Consider the following 21,011-nt stretch of genomic DNA (forward strand, 5'->3'; position numbering starts at 1 on the left):
GAAGAAAGAACGAGAAAAACCGCATCAGGCAGCTTATTTTTGAGCTGTTTGATGCGGTTTTTCCTTTCCTTTAAAATTGACTGTAAAATCCGGCTGTAAATTTCGGCCCTTACTATGGCTGGTTGGTAAAACCGTCAAGCTGGAATCTGAAAATTTTACGTTGGGAAAGGCGCTGAAGTTATCGATTGAAACCCACAGTACCGATCAGTGACAGCTTGAACGCCTTATGCGATATTACATCCAACAAGCACAGAAACAAAAACAGCTCCTGCTATCATGCAAGAGCTGCTACCTAATCTACCAGTATGGATAATTCGTTTTTTAAATCATTCATGATCGTTCCTAAACGCACCATACGCTTAAGGTCTTTCGCTTTCTTGGCCTCCTGGTAGCAGACCGAATACACTGCTAACTTGCTTTGTATGACCGCTTTTTCATTCTGGCTCATGTGCAGACCTCCATCAATATATTTGTTAACATAATATCAGAAAAGTGTGTCCCAGGTATGAACATGAAGATTATGATCAAAGTGATAGAAAGTAATGATCTTACTGCTAATAAGTACATAAAGGGAATAATCGGTGTTTGCCGTTTCTATCGACTGCTTTTGGGCACGCATATAACCATTTGTGTAGCTCTGATGATTGCAATAATGAAGACAGTTATAGTCCAACAAGAGCAATGAGTACGTATGAATACACGAAGTTCATACAGTCACTATATCGTTGCTACACAACAGCTACCAAACCCGCATTCTGTCCGGATTTTACTTTGACTGGAGATCAAGAGGCTCTATGAGTTTATTTTTCGCCACTCGGACCAGAGCTAAGAGCGAGAGAACGCGTCAGACATTATTTTTGAACCGTTTGGTGCGGTTTTTCCTTTCCTTCAAAATTGACTGAAATCGACCGCAAACCCTGGCTGTTATTACAGGGTTGCTACGTGTTCTAAGAGAGTTTTCAATTAATTTTGGTAGTTTGTAAATGGTGTTGCCAACTTTTGTCAACCAAAGCGTTGACAAAATCGTAAAATGGATTATAATGTAATTGCATTGTGCGGTTTAGCTGTTGTTTATGGAGACGGCAACTCCATAGGCAGGGGGAAGGAATGATTTACATCATTCCTTCCCCGCTTTTTTATGTCCTGAAATGACGATCCCCGTAGCTGGAGCAAATCCGGCTGCGGGGGATTTTTATAATACCATCCTCAGAGGAAAATTTTATGTATTGTTTTTACTGAAAATGAATGAAAGGCGCGTTTTACACGCGCCGAATAATTGAGACTATTGGGTTTTAAGAGAATCTACAAAAGCCTGCATCTCTTTTTTAGAATCTATACTGTGGGTTTTCTCTATCAAACGGCGGCGTTCCGATTCGGAAAGCGAATCGAAGTATATCTCAGCATCCCGGTTTTGAAGTAAAGCGATACCGAAACCCATCGGTAAATCTTGTGGATAATCCATGTATGTCACCTCAAGATTAGTGTGTACGGATACTGCGGCTTTATTACAACCAAGAAAGTATGGATGATGCGCTTGAGAAATTTCGCAAAAGCGTTGAGCTGAGCGCCAAATACTTTTCACCCCTTGGAATGTGCTGATCCGACAGACTAAAACAGAAAGAAAAAGAGTGAGAGCACTCTTTTATAAAAACACCCTCACTCTAATGGATTAGAACCACCACCGACGGCAACAACGCCGACAACGACAGCCGCACCATCCTCGCCGACACCAACGATTCCAGCACACGATCTAATCACTCCTTTCTATAAGGAGATATGACATAATATGAATTCTTTTAAGGGCTTGTCAATATTGGATTTTGACATATTTTAGAGGTAACAGCTGCGGTGCTGCATTTGAAACGCTGCCGCAAAGCGAACAAGCTATGGATTTTCTCGCCTTTTCTGATGATATGGACAAAAAATATGCGCATTGCTTTTACTGCTGTTAAACAGCAACGCGGAAAAACAGAATAGAAGCAACGAAGCGGCATTCCGGAATGATCTTCCAGAATACCGCTTTTATTTTTATGTTATTGGAATATCCAACGGAAAGAGGAGAAGTCCCGTGAATCAGTCTATTACCCTCAATATTTGTTTGTTTAGAAGCTTATTTTACGAAGGAGGCCATTGAATGATATAATCTTGATAACTTCCATACATCTCATAACTCTCTAAATGCTGAAAGCTTTTTATTTCAATCCTGTTTTCGGTTACATATAAAAGCATTTGATCTTTCCCGACAGAATTATGAGGGCCGTAGTACGGTAACACAGTTACTGTAATATCATAACCTCCATTAGAATCTTTACGGATATCTGAGATTTCAACGGAACCACTCCCGACCCCAGGCGTCTCCGTAAAATATCTTTTATAATAGTCATCCACGCCTTGCTGAATCGTCGGGCGCAGCAACATGATCAGAACATCATTGCAAAGCTCAGATTGATCTGCGGTGGATACAAATGTTTGTTGAATGCCATTCTTACTGTAAGAAATAAACACCGCTAAAAACAAAGTTGTTAAAACGAGAATACCGAGGATCACTTTTTTCAACATGCTATCACCTACTAAATGTTACTGCAAAGAATATGCTTGCTGTAAATGTTTTAGACATCAAAATCCCCTCAGCTGAATCAATCCAGCTGAGGGGATTTTTTGCTGATTTTACTTGTAAAATTACTTCACCATTTTCTTCCAATTGTGCCTTTTTATGATAGAATAAAAGAAAAGGGGCAATGATCATGGAAGATTTAAAAATGCTGCTTGAGCAGATCAACCAGAACTTGAACACGGTCATCAAAAACCAAGTGCTGATCTACGGAAAGCTGGAACGGCTGGAGGATTTGATCACACCGCTGTCACCCCCAGCCAAGAATAAGGGCAGCGTAGCGTAATTGTGGCGGATATCCATACCTTCGCAATTTGAATGCTTTTTATTTGAGTTCAAGTCTTGCCGCTCAGACCAAAATCGTTTCTAAAGGAATTGAGCAATCATTCTTTAGAAACGTTTTTTTATGTGATATAATAGGTTTATCAAACATTGAGATTTGGCGTTCAAGGAGATAAATAATGAATTGGGTTATAAACAATATCAGTTGGTTTAAAGATGTCTTGTGGGTTCTGTTTACTTTGATAGCAACATTAATTGCTATCTTAACATATAGACGTGCAAGGTATACACTATTACAACCCTTACGATCTGAAGTTGTAAAAAGACAGACAGAGGTTCTTGTTGAGCTATTAGATTTTGTTTCTGTTGAAAAAGGTGAATTCTATTTTGATCTTGATTATATGGGGATAGCCGCTTGCAATGCTTTTGATTTGTTAACCACTTACAATTTTAAATTAACTGATGATAAAATTGGCAAAACGGTTCAAGAAAATATTGGTGGTTTTATGTTACTTGAAGATAGTGGACCTACTAAAACTTTTAAAGTCCATCGTTCACCTTTTCATGAGCAATTGTTTGATGATGAAAAAGAGTTTGAAAATTACAAAAAAGGATTAAACGATCAGATAGAAAAAGGGATAGTAAGAATGGAAAAACTATATCTTACTAAAAAATATCAAAAAACAATACAAAAAATCAATAAATTTACTGCTAACCCTTTTATGCCAACAAAAATCATTAACTTGTTAGAAACATTACTTGCAGATATTAATTCCAACTTGAAGGACTACATGATACCTGAATTAAAAAAATTTATTTTGCAAGCCAAATCTTTTGATTCAAATGAAGAAAATCCTTTACATATTTCTTATCAGGCAATCTATAATAGTTTTATTTATGAAAGCAAATCTCATGTTCCAACAATCAAAGATATTCGTAAGGAAATACGTGAGTATCTTCTTATAGACAAGAAATGGTTTTGATATGATTCAGCATTTTCATATTTGTAATATTCGTTTGCTTGATGCCGAAAACCTTTATTTTATGCGGGTTCCCGAGTTTATCCTTATGAACACTCGCACCAGCTTTTCAGCCGTACAGATGCTGAAAATTCAGCATCTGTACGGCTTTCTTTATTTTAGATGAATATCTATTTATCTAAAGACAGGTATTCTATTGTAAGTGTATTTCAGTATCAGCATTCCTAATCCTTTTTGAACCGCATGGAAATTACATTGGCTAAAACGGTTGCTATCAGACTTAACCCAAGTGACATCAAAAAAAGAACGAACGCATTGGGGCGCTTTCTGCTCACAAAATCACCTCCTGCTTCAAAGATATACGAAAAGGCGATCAAATGCAAGGGATCTGCGGTAAAGGCAAATCCCTAGCCATCAGGCTCCAAAGGTCCTCTATGTAATTTGTGCACAAAATCTAATTTACTTCAAAAATTGATTATGCTACAATAAATTTATCGGACATGCATTTTCATGTATTCTGGAAAAAGGCAGGTGATTCTGTGATGGAAGTCATTTTAAAAAATGTGATGGAACAGATGGTTCTTCAAAAACTGGATGAAACCATTGACAAGCTGGGCTGCTGCAAATGTGACAAATGCAGAATGGACATTGCTTCTTATGCCTTAAACCGCCTTCCGCCCAAATACGTGGCCACCTATGAAGGTGAAGTGTACTCAAAGCTCGACACACTTTCTCTTCAGTATGAAACGGACCTGTTAAATGAACTGTATCAGGCGGCGCAGGTTGTCACCCAAAATCCCCGCCACAAAGTTTCATAATCCATTTCAAATCTTTGATCGATATTTCCCCCCTTCCGCTTCCGGTTGTTTTCGGTAGCGGAATTTTTTTGCTTATTCGCCTGCTGAAAATACTCCGTTCTATTCAGAATCCATAGTGATCCGTTCAGATCCTCCTTTACAGAATCCGAACTTTTCAATTATAAAAGATCAGCCTTTTTCGCAGGCTTCTTTTTTTGCCGCGATAATTGCCAGATTATCGCCGATCGCGCTGAAAAGCTCCCCCAGAATGTTTACCTCGGTGGCGCTTTTTCCCTGCGAAATGGAAATGGCGATGGCCGCCGCGGCCAGCACGAGATCATCCCCTGGGTTGCACATTCTCATCACCTCGAAATATCATATGCAGAAAAAAGAAAACCGCCCGATAGACGGGCGGCTTGCAAGGAAGGAAAACGAAAAAGGATCTATGATGATGAATCCTGTTTCACAGGCTCTTGTTGTTCGTCTGCTGCCCGGCGGCACGGTATTCCGTCCACTCCGCCGGGCTGTGATGCAGTGTTTTGTTTCATTGGTACTAATATACCCTATCGATGTGTCCAGACTATTGCAATTTAGTTAGAATATCTTAAATTTGAGATGAAGAAAATTTGAACATACCAATGGAAACCACAGAACGGGCACACCGGATTCCATAAGAGTAGTGCCATTGTACGTCCTTTTCTATTTCAAAAACTGCTGAAAAACGAAAAGCTCCATGACCCGGAAGAAAAATCCGGGTCATGGAGCTTTTTGTTTGAAACATCAGGTTTAGTGGATTGCTTTCTTGCGGTACTTTTTCCCCGCTACCTCAACATTGCCGATGGTAATCAGTGCGTCGCTGTCAAATCCGAGAACAATGGATTTCAGCTTCGTTATCTCCAGGCGCGATACCACAACGTAAATCACCGTTGTTTCGAGCTTGGAATAGCCGCCTTGTCCCTCCAGCAGCGTGACGCCTCGTCCCAGCCGGTCGGTCAGCGCGGTGGCAATGTCTGAGTAGCAGTCCGAAACGATCATGACTCCTTTGGAGCTGTCGAAGCCTTCCACCACAATATCGATCACCTTGAACGCAATGAAATAGGTGACAAGAGAATACATTGCGCGATCCCATCCATATAAAAAGCCCGCGGAGCCAAGAATGAATACATTGAAAAACATGACGATTTCGCCGATGGAAAAGCTGATCTTCTTATCGAAGATGATCGCGATCATTTCCGTTCCATCCAGCGAACCACCGGCCCGGATAATCAGGCCAACACCGGCACCGTTGATGATGCCACCGAAAATCGCCGCAAGAAAAACATCGTGTGTCAGCCCAGAAATCGGGTGAAGCAGCGAAACCCCGACGGAAAGACAGATAATCGCAAACAAAGTGGAGAGGACAAAGGTTTTTCCGATCTGCCGATACCCCATGATCAAGAACGGAAGATTCAAGCCAAAAGTAAAAATTCCCAACGGAAAATGCGTAATATAACTGCTCATGATGGAAATGCCCACGATACCGCCGTCGATGATATTATTCGGGATCAAAAAAATCTCGAGTCCGACGGAAGAAAGGGCTGCGCCCAGGATGATCATCGCCGATTTCAGCAGCAGCGTCCGCGCCCGATTATTGTTATGTATCATAGTTGCTCCCCGTTCCACTTAGTTGATAATTTAATTGTAGCATAAAATGGAACAGCTGTTATGAAAAAATTTTTTCATAAAATTTATTTATTATTAGGCAAAATGATGTGATTCCCACCAGTGGGCCTTGAGACGTAACCTTTTAAACCAAAGCGGCATATGCAGGACGTTAGAAAATACCCACCATTTACCGGACTGGTTTCCGCAAGTGTCTTTAGAAATTATGTTATGCGTGATAACACAGAAAAGCGAGGCGGTAAGCCTCGCTTTTGGACAGATTATCTTGGCGGACGCGGAGGTCCGGGTTGATACGGAGGTCTGGGCGGTCCGGGCGGATACGGGGGTCTGGGTCGCCGCGGCGGCGGGGGCCCCCATGGTGGTCTGGAGCACTGCCCGCAGGGCGGAAAAAGCCACCAGAAAGGCATCGACATTTCGAACTCCTCCTTTTTTTCCTATCATATGCAGCTTGTCACACAATGGGAAGAGGATTCGATTTTCGGGTCATATTTTGCTGAACACCTGAACTGGAGGCGCTCAAAGAAATCACATGTTTCAGAGCCAGAGAAATCACAGCTTCCTCCTTTTAAGAGATCAGGCGATATGCTGAAAAGTCAGAAATCATGTAAAAATGCGCCTCAAAAAAACCTTCACAGGTCTTTGAGGCGCATTCAGCTTAGTTAGTCAGAAAAGCAAATCCGAGCAGCTCTGCGCTTTACTTGAAATCCCATCTTCGCTTATGGCGCTTATACAGCACCACCGCGATGTACAGCAGCAAAAATCCGGCGAGAATGGCAATCAGTGTTGCCGTCTGCCCCGGGCCGCCCATCTTCACCTCTGCCCACAGGGTATCGAGCAGCAGGTTGGTATCATCCGGCAGCGTGGCAAAGGTTTCGGCCTTCTCCAGAATCTCTTTGGGCGGGTAATAAATCGGGTTATCCTGAATCTCTTCCGGCAACAGGGCCTTGGCGGCGCTTTCCGGTGTGGAATAGCCGATATAGTCTACGTTGGCCGCGGCAATTTCAGGATCGCACAAAAAGTTGATGTACGCTTCCGCCGCCGCTTTATTCTGTGCGCTGGTGGGAATGCACATGGCATCGACAAAGAAGTTCGTTCCCTGCTTAGTCGGAATCGCAAAGCCGATGTCTGGGTTCGAATCCACCAGAGTGGCCGCGTCGCCGGCGTAATAGGGCGCGAGCCACGCCTCGCCGCTGGCCATCTTATCGAAAATCTGATCCATCACGTAGGCCTGTACCAGCGGCTTCTGCTTTTTCAGCAGCATGGCCGCTTCCTCCCACTCATTCGGATCGGTGCTGTTAAAGGAAAAGTCCAGACGCTTTTGGGCAATGCCGAACGCGTCGCGCGGGTTATCGAACATCAGGATTTTCCCCGCATATTTCTCGTCCCACAGAATATCCCAGCTGTCCACCGTTTCTTTTACATACTTTTTGTTATAAAAGATGCCGACGACGCCCCAGGTATAGGGCACGGAATATTCGTTGGTCGGGTCGTAAACAGGCTTTAAAAAGTCCTGATCGATATACTTGCTATTCGGAATATTTTGATAGTCCAGCTTCTGCACCAGATTTTCCTTGATCAGCTTCGAGATCATGTAATCTGACGGAATAATCACATCGTAATTTGCGCCGCCGCTGACCAGCTTTGCATACAGATTCTCGTTGCTCTCAAAAGTGGTGTAGTTCACCTGAATCCCCGTTCTGCGGGTAAATTCCTTGTTGACGTCGATACTGTCGTCGACGCCGTTGGAGATATACTCTCCCCAGTTATACACATTGATGGTCACGCCCGTTTTGGGCGCCGCTTCCCCGCTGGCCTGAGCCGAAACAGGGAGCGCTGCGGGCCATAAAAAGAAAAGGGAAAGCGCGAAAGCCGCCAATCTTTTTTTCAAGAGCCTATGCCTCCTCCCTCTCCGCCTCCTGCTGTTTGTCCTTCGAACGGCGGACATTGACAATCAGCAGCAGCACCAGAATCGTACCGAACAGCAGCGTACTCAGCGCGTTGATTTCGGGGCTGATCCGTTTTCTGGTCATGGAATAAATATAAATCGGCAGCGTTTGAGTTGTTCCGCTGGTAAAGTAGCTGATGACAAAATCATCGATCGACAGCGTAAACGCCATGATCATGCCGGTGACAACGCCGGGGATGATTTCGGGCAGAACCACCTTCAAAAAGGATTTGACCGGCGGGCAGCCCAAATCCTGCGCCGCTTCGTACAAATGGGGGTCCATCTGCCGAAGCTTCGGCAGCACAGACAAAATCACATACGGCAGAGAGAACGTGACGTGCGCCAGAATCAGCGATACCATGCCGAGCGAAACCCCGCCCATCGCGCGGGCAAAGAACACAAACAGCAGCATCAGCGATACGCCTGTGACGATTTCAGGGTTTACCATCGGGAAATTCGTGATGTTCATCACGGCCTTGCGCGTAAAGCGCTTCATGCCGTTGATGCCAATGGCCGCCGCCGTGCCGATCGCCGTCGCCCCCAGTGAGGAAATCAGCGCGATGATCAGCGTGTTCTGCAGAGCCTCCATAATCAGGCGATCCTGAAAGAGCTGTCGGTACCAGCGCAGCGAAAAGCCCGACCATACCGAACGGCTCATGGTGGAGGAATCGTTAAACGAAAAGATGATCAGAATAAAAATCGGGGCGTACAGAAACAGGTACACGAGCGCCATATACAGGCGGGATACGGTTTTTGTCATATCAGCATCCCCTCCCCGTCTTCACTGCCGCCCTCGTCAAACTGGTTCATGATGCCCATGCAGATCAGGATCAGCACCATCAGTACCAGAGAAATCGCAGAGCCGAGGTTGGGATTATAGGCACTGCCGAGGAACTGCATGTCGATCAGGTCACCGATCAAAAGGTTCCCGCCGCCGCCCAACATCTTAGAGATAATAAACGTACTGACCGACGGTACGAACACCATCGTCACGCCGGAAATGACCCCCGGCATGCTCATGGGCAGCGTCACCTTGAGGAACACCTTGCGCCGCCCGGCGCCAAGATCCTGCGCCGCTTCGATCACGCTTTGGTCAATTTTGGTCAGCACCGAGTAAATCGGCAGAATCATATACGGAATATAGTTGTATACCATGCCGAGCACCACCGCGCCCGCCGTGTTGATCAGGTGCAGCCGGCCGAGCCCGATACCGACAAGGAAGGTATTGATGATTCCGCTGTCTTCGAGCAGGGTCATCCACGCATAGGTGCGCAGCAGAAAGTTCATCCACATGGGAAGCATAATCAGCATGATCAGAATGGCCTGCCGATGCGGGCCAGTACGCGAAATCAGGTACGCCAAAGGGTAGCCCATCAAAAGCGAGATCACCGTAGCGATTAGACCGAGCCAGATGGAACGCAGAAACACATTGGAATACTGCCCCACCTCGGTCAGGTTTTTCAGGGTGAAAGCGCCGTGCGGGTCGGTAAACGCAAAATAACCCACGAGGATCATCGGAACGATAATGAAAATTCCCATCCAGACAAGGTAAGGCGCGGACGCCGTTTTCGATTTGATCATTCAGCTCTCAGCCTCCTCTCCCTCTTCCGGGGGCTGAGAATCCTCCTCCATCTCGTCGCTGAAGGTACTGTAATCGCCAAACATGCCGGAATATTCTGATTTTTTCATGATATGGATGTCGTCGGGCTGCAGAATCAGGCCGATCTCGTTGCCGACCTCCTGAAACTCCGTGGACTGGATCATCCATTTAAAATCCTGCACATCCACAATAATCTCGTAATGGACGCCCTTAAAGTTAACGGACGTTACCACGCCGGAGATATGGCCCGCCACGGGAGAAACGACCTCAATATCCTCGGGGCGGATGACGACGTCCACCGGCTCCATGGGGCGGAAGCCCTTATCAAGGCAGTCGAACCTGCGGCCGGCAAACTCCACGAGGAAGTCGCGGTGCATCACACCGTCGATGATATTGCTCTCGCCGATAAAGTCTGCGATAAAGGCGTTCTGGGGTTCGTTGTAAATGTCCTGCGGCGTGCCGATCTGCTGGATGCGGCCTTTGTCCATGACGACAACGGTGTCGGACATGGAGAGGGCCTCCTCCTGATCATGTGTGACAAACACGAACGTGATGCCCAGCTGCTGCTGGATTTTCTTGAGCTCTGTCTGCATGTCTTTGCGCAGCTTCAAGTCGAGCGCGCCGAGCGGCTCGTCCAGCAAAAGCACCTTGGGTTCGTTGGCCAGCGCCCGCGCGATGGCCACGCGCTGCTGCTGCCCGCCCGAAAGCGAATTGACACTGCGGCGGGCAAAGCCGCCGAGGTTCACCATCTCGAGCATGCGGCCAACCGTTTCGCGAATCTGCGCTTCCGGCTTTCTGTGCACGCGCATGCCGAACGCAACATTTTCAAACACGTTCAGGTGCGGGAACAGGGCGTATTTTTGAAAAATAGTGTTAACCTCCCGTTTATGCGGCGGCAGGTCGTTGATTTTTTTGCCATTAAAAAAAACATCGCCTGTGTCTGGCGTTACAAATCCGCCGATAATACGCAGAGTCGTCGTTTTGCCGCAGCCCGAAGGCCCCAGCAGCGTAACGAACTCACCGTCGCGGATGTTGAGATTGAAGCTTTTCAGCACATTCTCTTTGCCAAACGACACATCAATGTTCTGTAATGAAATAATGGTGTTATTCTCCATTTGTGCATCCCCTTTGCGGTAATAGTCAAAGTTGCGCTAAACCAAAATTCCGGCTCTAACGCAAGCCCAGCCTCGCCGTATTCGTTGCCCCCCGCAAAGGATTTTTCACAATCACTGCTGACTGCGGCAACAGAGTGAAGCCGATATTTCTTAGATGCAAACGCAACATGTAAAATAATAGAGTGAAAAACGCGATTTGTCAAGATATGATTTGATTTTTTACCGAATTTTGATATTTTATGAATATATCATACAGATCATACGGGTTTTGATTGATTTTTCTTCCATATCCTTTGATTTTCACGCTTTTTGTTTTCCATCAATCTATATAAAAAAAGCGGCAGGGGGAAAGCCCGCCCTGCCGGAATAAATAACGATGTCCAGTATGGTTGCAAAAGATTTGATCGGCGTTTACTGTCACCAGTATAGCACCGATAGATCGCCGGGTCAAATCGATCGTAGCTTTTCAAAAAGATCTGACAAAAATCAGGAAACCGGAGTCAGAAGTGTTTGAGCAGCCTGCATCACATCGACAGGCACCGGCTCACTCACGGCTGCCTGCTGCGCGCTTTCGGCCGCCGTCTTTGCGGCCGCCTCGGCCAACGCCGCGGCCTGCCGTGCCTGAGCCTCAGGCGTCAAAGCGCTTGCCGCAATAATTCCGTCGGCGCCGATGGTGTAGATCTTATCCCCGATGGTGCGGGTCGTTTTGATGGCGTACTCGCCGTTCTCGTAGTAATATTCGTTTCCGTCATATGTAACAAAGCCCGTTGTGGGGTAGCTCAGCTGAGTCAGCTTGAACCATGTTGTCCATTTGTTTCTGGCACGCCCGAAAACGGGTTCCTTTTTCATGTCATAACCAACATCGCGATTATCGACGCCGACATTGTTGCCCACATACACGCCGACATGGCCCGGCTGGTACAGAATCAGACCGTGGGTTCTGGGCAAAGAGGACCAGTCGCTGTAATTGATGGCTCCCTTTGACTTGGCATCCTTCAGCATTCCGCTGCCGGTGCCGGAAACAGACAGCAGGCTGGGATTCGGATTTGTCTTATCGCCCGTCCACCACAAATAGGACTTGATCAGGCCGGAGCAATCCGTATAACGTGCTCCGTTTCTCAGCTGGCCGTAGGAGCCGTAATTATATTTCCACTTTTCGGTATAGGCTTTCAGAACATGCTCGGACAAGCCGACGCCGGTTTTGACTTCTGCCGCCTGTGCGGGTGCGCACAGACCGGTAACGGTTAACAGACAAAAAGCAAACGCAGCGGCTGCCGCCAATAATTTCTGCATTCCTGAAATCCTCCCTGTTTTCAAATCATCCGGGAAAGACATCCCGCATTACAAAATATTACAACTGTAACAAATTGGTTACAGTTTAACATAATCCTTGGAAGATTTCAAGTTAAAATTCTATTATTTTGATTTTTTTTGGAGAGCGATTTGTAGAAAATAACAGGAATAATTTTCCAAAATCAACAAAAGCCCCCATTCCGCGCGGATTTTCAGGGGTTGTCCCCTTAAAATTATGTCACCTGCAAATTTCATCCATGACGCGGCGTCGATTCGTTTTGCCAGAATAAGGAATTTGCCCTGAGGGCTTTTCCTGATATATAATTAAAAAAATACCGAATGATGGAGAAAATTCCCTTCGCAATCTCTTCCAGCGGCTTTATGTTTGATACACTCTTCCATCGCTTTTTGATTGCGCCCGCCGTGTTTACATCATAATTGACGGCGTCAAAGATACCGGCTATCATCCCTCACTTAAAATTGGCGTGTTTGTTGAAAGTCATCAAACTGCTCTGAATTTTTATCTGCACGGCATAACCGATGAAACTTTTTCGTGAAAGCCAAAAAACCAATCCCCGGAAGAATCCACCGTTACGGCAGGCTCTTCCGGGGATTGCTTTCATAGTCCCGTGCTGTATGTATTCTCTTTCTGTGTGCATAGAGTCTCCCGCAGCAGAGCCTCTGCCTCGTCTGCGGGCATTGGGCGGTAACAATAGAAGCCCTGCACCTCGTCGCACATCCGCTGGCTGAGAAAATCTAGCTGCGGCTCCGTTTCCACTCCCTCGGCAGTCACCTTCATTTTCAGGTTCTTGGCAAGATTGATAATCACCTTTGAGATTGCCCGGTCCTTATTGTTTTTTTCAATGCCGTGAACAAACTGCATATCCATTTTGATCCGGTCAACCGGCAGAAGCTTTAACCGGCTGAGAGAGGAATACTCCGTGCCGAAATCATCGATGGAGAGCGACACGCCCAGTGCCTTTAACCGGTGGAGCACCGTAATGATGTGGTGATCTGTATTGCCGTTTGCCACGCTCTCGGTAACCTCCAGCTCCAGGCAGTTCGGCGGAAGCTCCATCGTCTGCAAGATTTCCTTGACCAGCGGAATAAACTTCGGGTTCCTGAGCTGCTGCACCGAAACGTTGACCGCCATGCGCAGATTCGTGCAGCCCATCCCCAGCCAGAGCTGATTCTGCCGGCAGGCCTCGCGCATCACCCATTCGCCGATCGCATAAATCAGTCCGGTCTGCTCTGCCAGCGGAATAAATTCCGTCGGGCTGACGATCCCCCGACCCGGCAGATTCCAACGGGCCAAAGCCTCCATCCCCACAATCCGGCGCGTGGCCACGTCGATCTGCGGCTGATAATGCAGCAGAAGCTGATTTTTTTCCAGCGCATGGTAAAGCTGGTTCACAAGCTGCGTTTTGGCCTGTATTTCATCCTTGATTTCCTGAGAGCAAAACACATAACGGCCCTTCCCCTCGCTTTTGGCGCGGTACATAGCTGTGTCCGCATTTTTGAGGAGCACCTCCGGGTCATCCCCGTCCTGCGGGTAAACAGCCACACCGGCACTCACCGAAATAAAGAACTCCTGCTCCGCCAATAGGATAGGCTTCTGCACTACCTTCATCAACCGATCCATGATCGCGGTCAGCTCCTCCTGTGAGGCAATCTGGCTGAGCATCAAAATGAACTCATCCCCGCCAAAGCGGGCTACCGTATCCCCATCCCGAATCGAGCTGCTCAGTGCCTTGGCGACCTCAATCAAAAGCCGATCCCCCTGGCCGTGCCCTAACGTATCGTTCACCGATTTGAACGCATCCAGATCCAGGAACACGACGCCGATCATTTTGTGGGCTCTTTTCGCACGGGGGATCCATTCGCTGAGCCTTTCCTTAAACAGGGTGCGGTTCGGCAAACCGGTCAGCTGATCGTGAAACGCCAAGTAATCCAGCTCTTTTTCATCATCCGCCTTAATGACAGCATCGGAAAGGATGAGCCCGACAACCTCGACAAACGCGATGGAATCCAGATTCCACATGGAAAACGGACGGCCCGCATGAAACCCGACGAATCCCATGAGCTCACCCTTGTTCCGGATCGGCACGGCAACAAGGGCGCGGATGCCCTGTGCAAGCAATTGGGCTCGCACCTCCGCGGCCTCCGTAGGCAGGAAGAGAGTATCTTTCAGCACAAGAGCCTCATCGCCTTGGAACCGACGGAACATCTCTGAGCGAATATTTTGTATGGCGTCGCTTAATGTGCCGCGGGGCAGGTCTGCCGCTTCCGACATCCACTCCACCGCATAGCGCACGGTATTTGTCTGCATGTCCATCAGCACCAGGCAGGCCCGGTCACATTCGATAAAGCGCCCGCACTCCTCCAACGCCGCATACAGCTTTTGATCGATATTCATTTCGCCGGAGGATACGAAGCTGTGTGAAATATCTGACGCGATGGACTGCATGGTAACATGGTTGATGTTTTCCTGAAGCCTGGTCGTATAAATTTTATTGACGTACATTGCAAAAATAGCGGCAAAGGCAATCACTCCCATCCGGTCCAGATAATATTTTCCGGACAGCACAATCACTTCGGGCGGCGTGTAGCCCCACGCAAACAGCTGCGTTAAAAACGCAGTAACGATCACGGTTGAAAGGATAATAAGGCGGTTGAAGAGCAGACAGATGATCATAAGCAAAAAAACAAATGACCAGGCGATAAAGATTCCCTCATCGGCAAACCAAAGCGTGTAAAACGGAATCATCAGCGCAAAGGACAAAGATACCAGCATTTCCTTCGCATTGTCCTCAAGCCGCAAATGTTCAATCGAAGCCAGAAAGATGCCAAGAAGCACCAGCAGCCCGCTCACCACCTGCACGGGGATGGCGTTCTGATGCCCGGTATAAAAAGACCGGTCTGTCAGCAGCAGACACGCACCGACAAACAGCATCAGCCCCAAATAGAGGTAAACGTTCGTGCGGGCCGATTTGGAAAGGATCATCTCGTTCTGGCTGATGGCGACCGGCTGCAGAAAATGGTACCGGTTGATGCAGTAGCCAACCGCAAAAATCATCACCAGCGCAAAAATGGCTGCCACCTGCGGAAAACGGATGTGAAAAAAGACAGGCAGAACGTCTGTGATGTACCCCAGCACGGCGGCAAAGAAAAAGGAAAAAGAGATAATTTTGGCCTGCTTTTTCTCATCGTTCGAAGTGGAGTGCCGCCCCCACCGCAGCAGCAGAACTACGGCCACAGCGGCGTAAAGGACGATATAAATATAATAAAACCAGTCCCATCCGTCCGTCCTTGAGATATTCACCCAGCCGTGTTCCGTACGAACCAGCGTATCGGGATTCTGGTCAAAAAGCGGCAGAACGGTGTAGGCATAGACCGACACAGCGGCAGGCAGATAAATCAGGAAAAATAACCACCGTTTTTTCAGCAGTCCCTCCCGCCCCGTCAGCAGCAGAACGGCGTGCATCGTCAGGCTGCCGATGATCCCCCAGCCCAGCGGCGCAATGCGGCGGCCGACAGAACAGATTTCTTCCGTCCGGGCCGCGCCGGTGAGTGCAAGGCCAAACGCCCATACCGCAAGCGTCGCGCAGATCGCCAAAAACAACCGGTTCAGGCGCGTTACACTGCCGTGAACGGCGTAAAGCCCGCAGGCCACCGCGGCACCGCAGGTTGTTAAAAGCAATACGCTGTACGTTTCTATGATCAAATCATCACTCCTCATTGCCGCTGCGGTCGGTCTGCTCCCTCACGGACGATTCCTTTTCATCCACCTGCCGGATCACTCTGCGGCCAAAATCCGGGCAGCGGCGGAAAACCTCCTCCAGCTCCTCCGGGGGCATCGGCCTGTAATAATAAAAGCCCTGCACCTCGTCGCACATTCTGCGGCTTAAAAAACGAAGCTGTTCCTCGGTTTCCACCCCCTCAGCGATCACCTTCATCTCAAGGCTTTTCCCAAGACTGATGATGGCTTGCGCGATCGCCCGGTCTTTGTCGCTCCGCTCGATCCCCCTGACAAACTGCATGTCCATCTTGATCCGGTCGATCGGCAGCAGCTTTAATCGCTCCAGAGAGGAATATTCCGTTCCAAAATCATCGATCGAAAGGCAGACCCCCAGCCGCTTGAGCTGGTTCATCAAAACGACCATATCGATATTGCCGCTGTTGGCCCCGCTCTCGGTCACCTCCAGTTCCAGATACTTTGGGGGAAGCCCTGTTTTCTCGAGCACCTGTGCTACCTGCTGCACAAATCCTCTGTTTTCCAGCTGATGTACAGAGATATTTACGGCTATGCGTACCGGGGGAAGGCCCATGTCCTGCCACGCCTTACACTTGGCGCAGGCGGTTTCGAGCACCCACGCGCCGATGGACTGGATCAGCCCCGTCTGTTCCGCCAGGGGAATAAAAACGGTTGGGCTGACAGATCCACGGTCCGGCAGTTCCCACCGCAGAAGGGCCTCGATCCCAACAATTTTCCCGGTTTGCAGATCGATCTGCGGCTGATAGTGAACCCTGAGCTGCTTTTTCTCCATCGCGCGGTAAAGCAGGTTGCTCAGCCGCGCATTTTCCATCGCTTTGTCCTTATAGGCCTGCAGACACAGGGCGTATTGGTTTTTGCCGTGCCCTTTCGCCTCGTACATGGCAATGTCGGCGTTTTTCATCAGCGTTTCGGCATCTGTTCCATCGTATGGGTACAACGACACGCCGATGCTGGCTGTCATATAGAAATCCTGGCCGCGCAGAACGATCGGCCTTTGAATGGCCTCCAAAACCCTGCGGATTGCCTGAACCAGTTCCTCCTCGTCCGCCACCCGGCTCAGCATCAGTACAAATTCATCCCCGCCGATCCGCGCCACCACGTCGCCTGCCCCAATGCTTCCGGCAATCGCCTTTGAAACCTCCCGAAGAAGCAGGTCGCCCGTATCGTGCCCCAAGGTGTCGTTGATCGATTTAAAGGCATCCAGATCGATGAAAGCCACCGCGATTTTGATATTTTCTTTCTGAGCACGTTCCATTTCCAGATTCAGCTGATGCTTGAAGGACAGGCGGTTCGGCAGCCCTGTGAGCGTATCGTGAAACGCAGACCATTCGATTCTTCTGCGATCATCGAGCTTAATGGCCGCATCGGTGATCGTATCGGCCACAAGGGACAAAAACAGCGGCGGCTCCTTTGCCCAATCCGGATGCACCGAAGACGACGCAAAGCTCATAAAGCCAAACTCTTCCCCGTTCCTGACAATGGAGGTCAGAACAAATCCGCGGATTCCCATCCGCCGCAGCTGGACCTTCACCATTTCTGCCTCCAGCGGCAGCTGTTCGACGTCCGACACCACAAGCACCCGGCTATCGGGAATTCGATCGAGAAGCTCCTTGCACAAAAACGGGGCTCCGTTCTTGCAGATAGTGGGAATGGAAGCGGCCGTGCCCGCCCGCCACTCACGACAGTACTGGATCACCCTGTTTTGGGGATTCCAAAGGGCCAGATACGCCCATTCACACTGAACGAACGGGCCGCATTTGGAAAGCAGGCTCTCAATCTTCTCGTCGAAGCTTTTCTCATCCACCGAAATCATGCTGTACGCAACCTCGGCGATCAGCGTCTGGCGGTACGCGTGGCCGGCATTTTCCCGAAGCCTGTTCCGGTATACCCGGCTGATGTAAAAACTCATGATACCGGCCAGCGCGATCAGGCCCAGCCGAACCATATAGTCCGCGGAATCGAGCCTTACCACCGCAAACGGTGTAACACAGTAGACCAGCAGTTGGGTCTGCCCAGCGGAAAGCAGAATGGTAATGAGCAGAATCCGTTTATTGAACAGCAGGCCGACCATCAGCAGCAGAAAAAAGAACGTCCAGATCGTAATACTGCCGTAAACTGCGAATCGCAGTGTGACAAAAGGAATCAGCAAAGAGAACAGCACCGCAAAAAGGAGCTCTTTGAACAGCTCGTTGAGCACAAGCCTGCTGAGAAACAAAATGAAACCGCCGGTCAGCATCAGCAGCCCACTGAACAAAAAGGACGAGGACAGCATGGTCTCTCGATAAAAAAAGTGCTGGCTGAGCAGATTCATCAAGCTCCCAAAGAGAAAAAAGAAGCCTAAAATCTGATACAGCATGGTGCGGTTCGCGCGGTCCAAAATGGTTTCGTTGGGGTTCCCCGCAGCGGGCTGCATAAAGCCATATCGCCTGACGCAATGGCTCACCGCCAGAACAGGCAGCAGGGAAAAAATCGGCGCAATGCTCGGAGTATGGATCCCCAGCAGGGGCAGAATCACTTCCGTCACCGTGCCGAGCGCAATACAGACCCACAGAGAAACCAGAAGCAGACGCGCCTGATTTCGCACTTCCGCCGACGCCGTTTTAGAGCCCCAGTTTTTCAGCAGCAGCGCAATGATAATGAAGTACACAATATAATAACAGCAAAACGCGGTATACCAGCCGCTTAAGGGAATAGTCGCCCAGCCAAGCGCTGTTTGGACCATATGGTCCCGTCTCGCCCCAAGCAGCGGCCGCAGCGCCAGACCATAAAGGAAAACCGTGCCCGGCAGATAAATCAGTACGGGAATCCACGGCCTTTTTAAAAACGGGGGAGGTTCGGTTAGAAACAGGATATAGTGCAGCAGAAATGCAAATATCGTTATATAACCAACGGGTGCAAGGCGGCTCCCCCAAAAACGGATGGCCGGCAAGGAACCGACGGTCTGAATCGCCAGACCAAGCGACCATAGGAAAACGGAACCCCCCATGGCTGCAAATATTCTGTTGATGACAGGCCGGTAATTGCCCTGAACCGTGTACAGCACACATGCAATCGAAGCTCCGCCGCTCGCCATGAGCAACACTGGTAACAGCAAAAAGAGTTCCACCTTTTTTCCTCCAACAACAGGATGGTCTGTCATTCCATCGATAAAAACAATAAAGAAACTTGTTTTATTATTTAATCGGTTCAATCGCCCAGGAATGAAGAGAGTGAAAGTTAAAAATAAATATTATTTATAAAAACAGGCGCTTATCCGCAAAATTCCGCTTTCGTTTTAGAAAGAAACATCAGAAAAACAGGTGTCAGAAAAAGCCGACACCTGTTTTGTTGTCGTACTGATCTTTCCGGTGCTTCCGGACACGGGCACATCCGGCTATCGCCTACCGCCCGCTGCCGATTTTTATTTGTAGAAACAAATTTTATAGATTCCGCCCTGTCAGACCAGATTCAGATACTGCCGCGGGCAAGCGCTTTGCGCCCGGCCCTGTCGGCCTCGAGAACCGCCTGAATGAACTTCTCTTCCGTAGGGTTGCCGGGGGCATATTCCCACTCCACCACAGAGGAAGCCTTTTTCGTGACCACCGGCAGATCCGCTTCGGTCAGACCGATCTGCTCCATGGTAACAGGAAGCCCAATGCTGCGGTTAAAATCCAGAATCCTGTCCCGCTCTTCTGTCTGATTATCATACGTCAAAAGACAGAGTACGCCGAAGGAAACAATCTCGCCGTGCAGGTGCTTTTCACAGGCGGGAATCAGAGAGCTGCCGTAATACACGCAGTGGGCCAGCGAGCTATTGTAATAGTAATTATCCTTGGGGTCGGGCTGATTCTGGTGCACGGTGCAGTTTGAAACGATCCCTGTTAAAATGATAATATCCAAAGCGACCTGCTCCAGCTCGAACGAAACCCGTTTGTTTTTGCAGTCCTGCAGCGCCCGGCTGCCGAAGGTAAGCAGCGGAGAGGTGCAGGTTTTTGAAATCCCCAGACCCAGCAGCGGCAGATGGTGCATTTTTTTGCCGCGGCAGGCAAACACCACCTCGTACTCCTTAGAAAGCGCATCGCCAATACCTGCCCAGAACATTTCGTACGGGGATTCCGCAATGATTCTGGTATTGATAAACGTATGGCAGGCGGGCTGCTTTTGGTAGTAATACTGCCGGAAGGAACCGTCTGTGTTGTAGATCACGCTCAGGTTCGTGCAGGCCGCACAGTTGGAAGCCAGCGTCGGGAAGGTAAACACGGGCTTATCCAGCAGATCACCGAGGGTTTTTACCGTATCGCAGGCCCGGCCGCCGCCGACCGCAAACAGCATATCCGCCTTTTGAACCAGTTCCTCCCGGCGGAGCTTTTCCACGTTTTCCATGGTGGAATCGCCGCCGTACCATAAAAATCCGACAAGCTCTACCCTGGAACCCTCGATCCCTTTGATGAGCGCATCCTTCGCTTTTTCCATCGCAGTTTTGCCGCCGATCACAACCGCCTTGTTGCCGTAGTTTCTTGTCAGAAACGGAATTTCCTGATAGCAGTCTTCCCCCACACTGTAATTCGGCAAATAAATATTCTGGCTTTTCATTTTTCCTGCTCCTCTTTTCTTTTCGAATCATAATTACTTTAAGGTTTCTTCTCCGCCGCAAGCGTGGGAAGAAACCGCTGTACTTTCACAAGGTCATTTTCAAACGAATCGCCCATCATCCAATCATTTTCGGGCATAAAAAAAGGACCCGCCCGTATTAGGACGAATCGATCGTGGTACCACCTAATTTCACGTGAAAGAATTGCCTTCACGCCTTATCACAACACAGGCATCCTGCGCCGTTTCCCATTTCTACGGCGGGCTTCCGTCAGAACCTACTGAGGGGCCGGCCCCTTTCAGCCTGCAGCTCCAAGAGGATTTCGAGCTCACCGCCGGGGAAACGTTCCCATCATCCGTTTCTCTCTTCGCTCGGTTGAGA

General features: G+C 48.7%; 16 protein-coding genes and 1 other annotated feature (1 of these 17 running past the window's edge). Of the genes, 3 read left to right on the top strand and 13 right to left on the bottom strand.

The features are described from left to right. Nucleotides 1–292 precede the first annotated feature (292 nt). From TY09_RS18595 to TY09_RS07810, 3 genes are all read right to left on the bottom strand, one after another. Nucleotides 293–448 (bottom strand): hypothetical protein, encoded by a 156-nt coding sequence (locus TY09_RS18595; protein WP_009061695.1) that lies wholly within the window; start codon nucleotides 446–448, stop codon nucleotides 293–295. Between the two features lie 834 nt (nucleotides 449–1,282). Continuing rightward, nucleotides 1,283–1,462, bottom strand: a complete 180-nt coding sequence (locus TY09_RS07805; RefSeq protein WP_042432816.1) for a hypothetical protein — start codon at nucleotides 1,460–1,462, stop codon at nucleotides 1,283–1,285. A 653-nt stretch (nucleotides 1,463–2,115) separates the two neighbouring features. After that, a complete protein-coding gene (locus TY09_RS07810; RefSeq protein ID WP_042432820.1) occupies nucleotides 2,116–2,559 on the bottom strand; it encodes a DUF3888 domain-containing protein in 444 nt (147 codons plus the stop codon). 185 nt (nucleotides 2,560–2,744) lie between these two features. On the opposite strand from TY09_RS07810, the gene TY09_RS18310 reads away from it, so the two are divergent. From TY09_RS18310 to TY09_RS07820, 3 genes are all read left to right on the top strand, one after another. Then, a complete protein-coding gene (locus TY09_RS18310; RefSeq protein WP_157037047.1) occupies nucleotides 2,745–2,897 on the top strand; it encodes a hypothetical protein in 153 nt (50 codons plus the stop codon). Nucleotides 2,898–3,072: 175 nt separating this feature from the next. Next, on the top strand, nucleotides 3,073–3,876 hold the full coding sequence (locus TY09_RS07815) for a hypothetical protein (protein WP_042432823.1): 804 nt from the start codon (nucleotides 3,073–3,075) through the stop codon (nucleotides 3,874–3,876). 539 nt (nucleotides 3,877–4,415) lie between these two features. Continuing rightward, on the top strand, nucleotides 4,416–4,691 hold the full coding sequence (locus tag TY09_RS07820) for a late competence development ComFB family protein (protein ID WP_009061721.1): 276 nt from the start codon (nucleotides 4,416–4,418) through the stop codon (nucleotides 4,689–4,691). A 168-nt stretch (nucleotides 4,692–4,859) separates the two neighbouring features. Here the strand turns inward: TY09_RS07820 and TY09_RS18315 are convergent, their stop codons facing one another. The 10 genes from TY09_RS18315 to TY09_RS07870 form a co-directional block, all read right to left on the bottom strand. Beyond that, complete coding sequence (locus TY09_RS18315; protein ID WP_155863503.1) at nucleotides 4,860–5,027, bottom strand: DUF6774 domain-containing protein; 168 nt, start codon at nucleotides 5,025–5,027, stop codon at nucleotides 4,860–4,862. A gap of 429 nt (nucleotides 5,028–5,456) precedes the next feature. Then, on the bottom strand, nucleotides 5,457–6,314 hold the full coding sequence (locus TY09_RS07825) for a YitT family protein (protein ID WP_042432826.1): 858 nt from the start codon (nucleotides 6,312–6,314) through the stop codon (nucleotides 5,457–5,459). A 712-nt stretch (nucleotides 6,315–7,026) separates the two neighbouring features. After that, nucleotides 7,027–8,220 (bottom strand): ABC transporter substrate-binding protein, encoded by a 1,194-nt coding sequence (locus TY09_RS07835; RefSeq protein ID WP_042432832.1) that lies wholly within the window; start codon nucleotides 8,218–8,220, stop codon nucleotides 7,027–7,029. Between the two features lie 4 nt (nucleotides 8,221–8,224). After that, nucleotides 8,225–9,037: an ABC transporter permease gene (locus TY09_RS07840; protein WP_009061662.1), complete on the bottom strand. Its 813-nt coding sequence runs from the start codon at nucleotides 9,035–9,037 to the stop codon at nucleotides 8,225–8,227. Then, on the bottom strand, nucleotides 9,034–9,858 hold the full coding sequence (locus TY09_RS07845) for an ABC transporter permease (RefSeq protein WP_042432835.1): 825 nt from the start codon (nucleotides 9,856–9,858) through the stop codon (nucleotides 9,034–9,036). Before TY09_RS07845 ends, TY09_RS07840 begins: the two co-directional genes overlap by 4 nt. Beyond that, nucleotides 9,859–10,992: a spermidine/putrescine ABC transporter ATP-binding protein gene (gene potA, locus TY09_RS07850; protein WP_042432838.1), complete on the bottom strand. Its 1,134-nt coding sequence runs from the start codon at nucleotides 10,990–10,992 to the stop codon at nucleotides 9,859–9,861. It abuts the gene before it with no gap. A 486-nt stretch (nucleotides 10,993–11,478) separates the two neighbouring features. Beyond that, entirely contained in the window at nucleotides 11,479–12,285 is an 807-nt protein-coding gene (locus tag TY09_RS07855) for a hypothetical protein (protein WP_242841457.1), read from the bottom strand. 619 nt (nucleotides 12,286–12,904) lie between these two features. After that, nucleotides 12,905–16,009, bottom strand: a complete 3,105-nt coding sequence (locus tag TY09_RS07860) for an EAL domain-containing protein (RefSeq protein ID WP_042432841.1) — start codon at nucleotides 16,007–16,009, stop codon at nucleotides 12,905–12,907. Nucleotides 16,010–16,013: 4 nt separating this feature from the next. Then, nucleotides 16,014–19,154 carry an EAL domain-containing protein gene (locus tag TY09_RS07865; protein WP_242841458.1) on the bottom strand — a complete coding sequence of 1,047 codons (3,141 nt, stop codon included), beginning with the start codon at nucleotides 19,152–19,154 and terminating at the stop codon, nucleotides 16,014–16,016. A gap of 353 nt (nucleotides 19,155–19,507) precedes the next feature. Then, on the bottom strand, nucleotides 19,508–20,632 hold the full coding sequence (locus tag TY09_RS07870) for an iron-containing alcohol dehydrogenase family protein (RefSeq protein WP_042432846.1): 1,125 nt from the start codon (nucleotides 20,630–20,632) through the stop codon (nucleotides 19,508–19,510). A 155-nt stretch (nucleotides 20,633–20,787) separates the two neighbouring features. Beyond that, nucleotides 20,788–21,011 (bottom strand) — a binding site (T-box leader); it runs 31 nt beyond the window's last position.

It is taken from the genome of Faecalispora jeddahensis (genome assembly GCF_000577335.1).
Classification (GTDB): domain Bacteria; phylum Bacillota; class Clostridia; order Oscillospirales; family Acutalibacteraceae; genus Faecalispora; species Faecalispora jeddahensis.

Bases quoted from the DNA above. Each gene is read 5' to 3' on its own strand.
- TY09_RS07810 (WP_042432820.1), bottom strand. From the start codon at position 2,559: ATGTTGAAAAAAGTGATCCTCGGTATTCTCGTTTTAACAACTTTGTTT.
- TY09_RS07815 (WP_042432823.1), top strand. From the start codon at position 3,073: ATGAATTGGGTTATAAACAATATCAGTTGGTTTAAAGATGTCTTGTGG.
- TY09_RS07820 (WP_009061721.1), top strand. From the start codon at position 4,416: ATGGAAGTCATTTTAAAAAATGTGATGGAACAGATGGTTCTTCAAAAA.
- TY09_RS07840 (WP_009061662.1), bottom strand. From the start codon at position 9,037: ATGACAAAAACCGTATCCCGCCTGTATATGGCGCTCGTGTACCTGTTT.
- TY09_RS18595 (WP_009061695.1), bottom strand. From the start codon at position 448: ATGAGCCAGAATGAAAAAGCGGTCATACAAAGCAAGTTAGCAGTGTAT.
- potA (WP_042432838.1), bottom strand. From the start codon at position 10,992: ATGGAGAATAACACCATTATTTCATTACAGAACATTGATGTGTCGTTT.
- TY09_RS07805 (WP_042432816.1), bottom strand. From the start codon at position 1,462: ATGGATTATCCACAAGATTTACCGATGGGTTTCGGTATCGCTTTACTT.
- TY09_RS07855 (WP_242841457.1), bottom strand. From the start codon at position 12,285: ATGCAGAAATTATTGGCGGCAGCCGCTGCGTTTGCTTTTTGTCTGTTA.
- TY09_RS18310 (WP_157037047.1), top strand. From the start codon at position 2,745: ATGGAAGATTTAAAAATGCTGCTTGAGCAGATCAACCAGAACTTGAAC.
- TY09_RS07845 (WP_042432835.1), bottom strand. From the start codon at position 9,858: ATGATCAAATCGAAAACGGCGTCCGCGCCTTACCTTGTCTGGATGGGA.
- TY09_RS07870 (WP_042432846.1), bottom strand. From the start codon at position 20,632: ATGAAAAGCCAGAATATTTATTTGCCGAATTACAGTGTGGGGGAAGAC.
- TY09_RS18315 (WP_155863503.1), bottom strand. From the start codon at position 5,027: ATGTGCAACCCAGGGGATGATCTCGTGCTGGCCGCGGCGGCCATCGCC.
- TY09_RS07825 (WP_042432826.1), bottom strand. From the start codon at position 6,314: ATGATACATAACAATAATCGGGCGCGGACGCTGCTGCTGAAATCGGCG.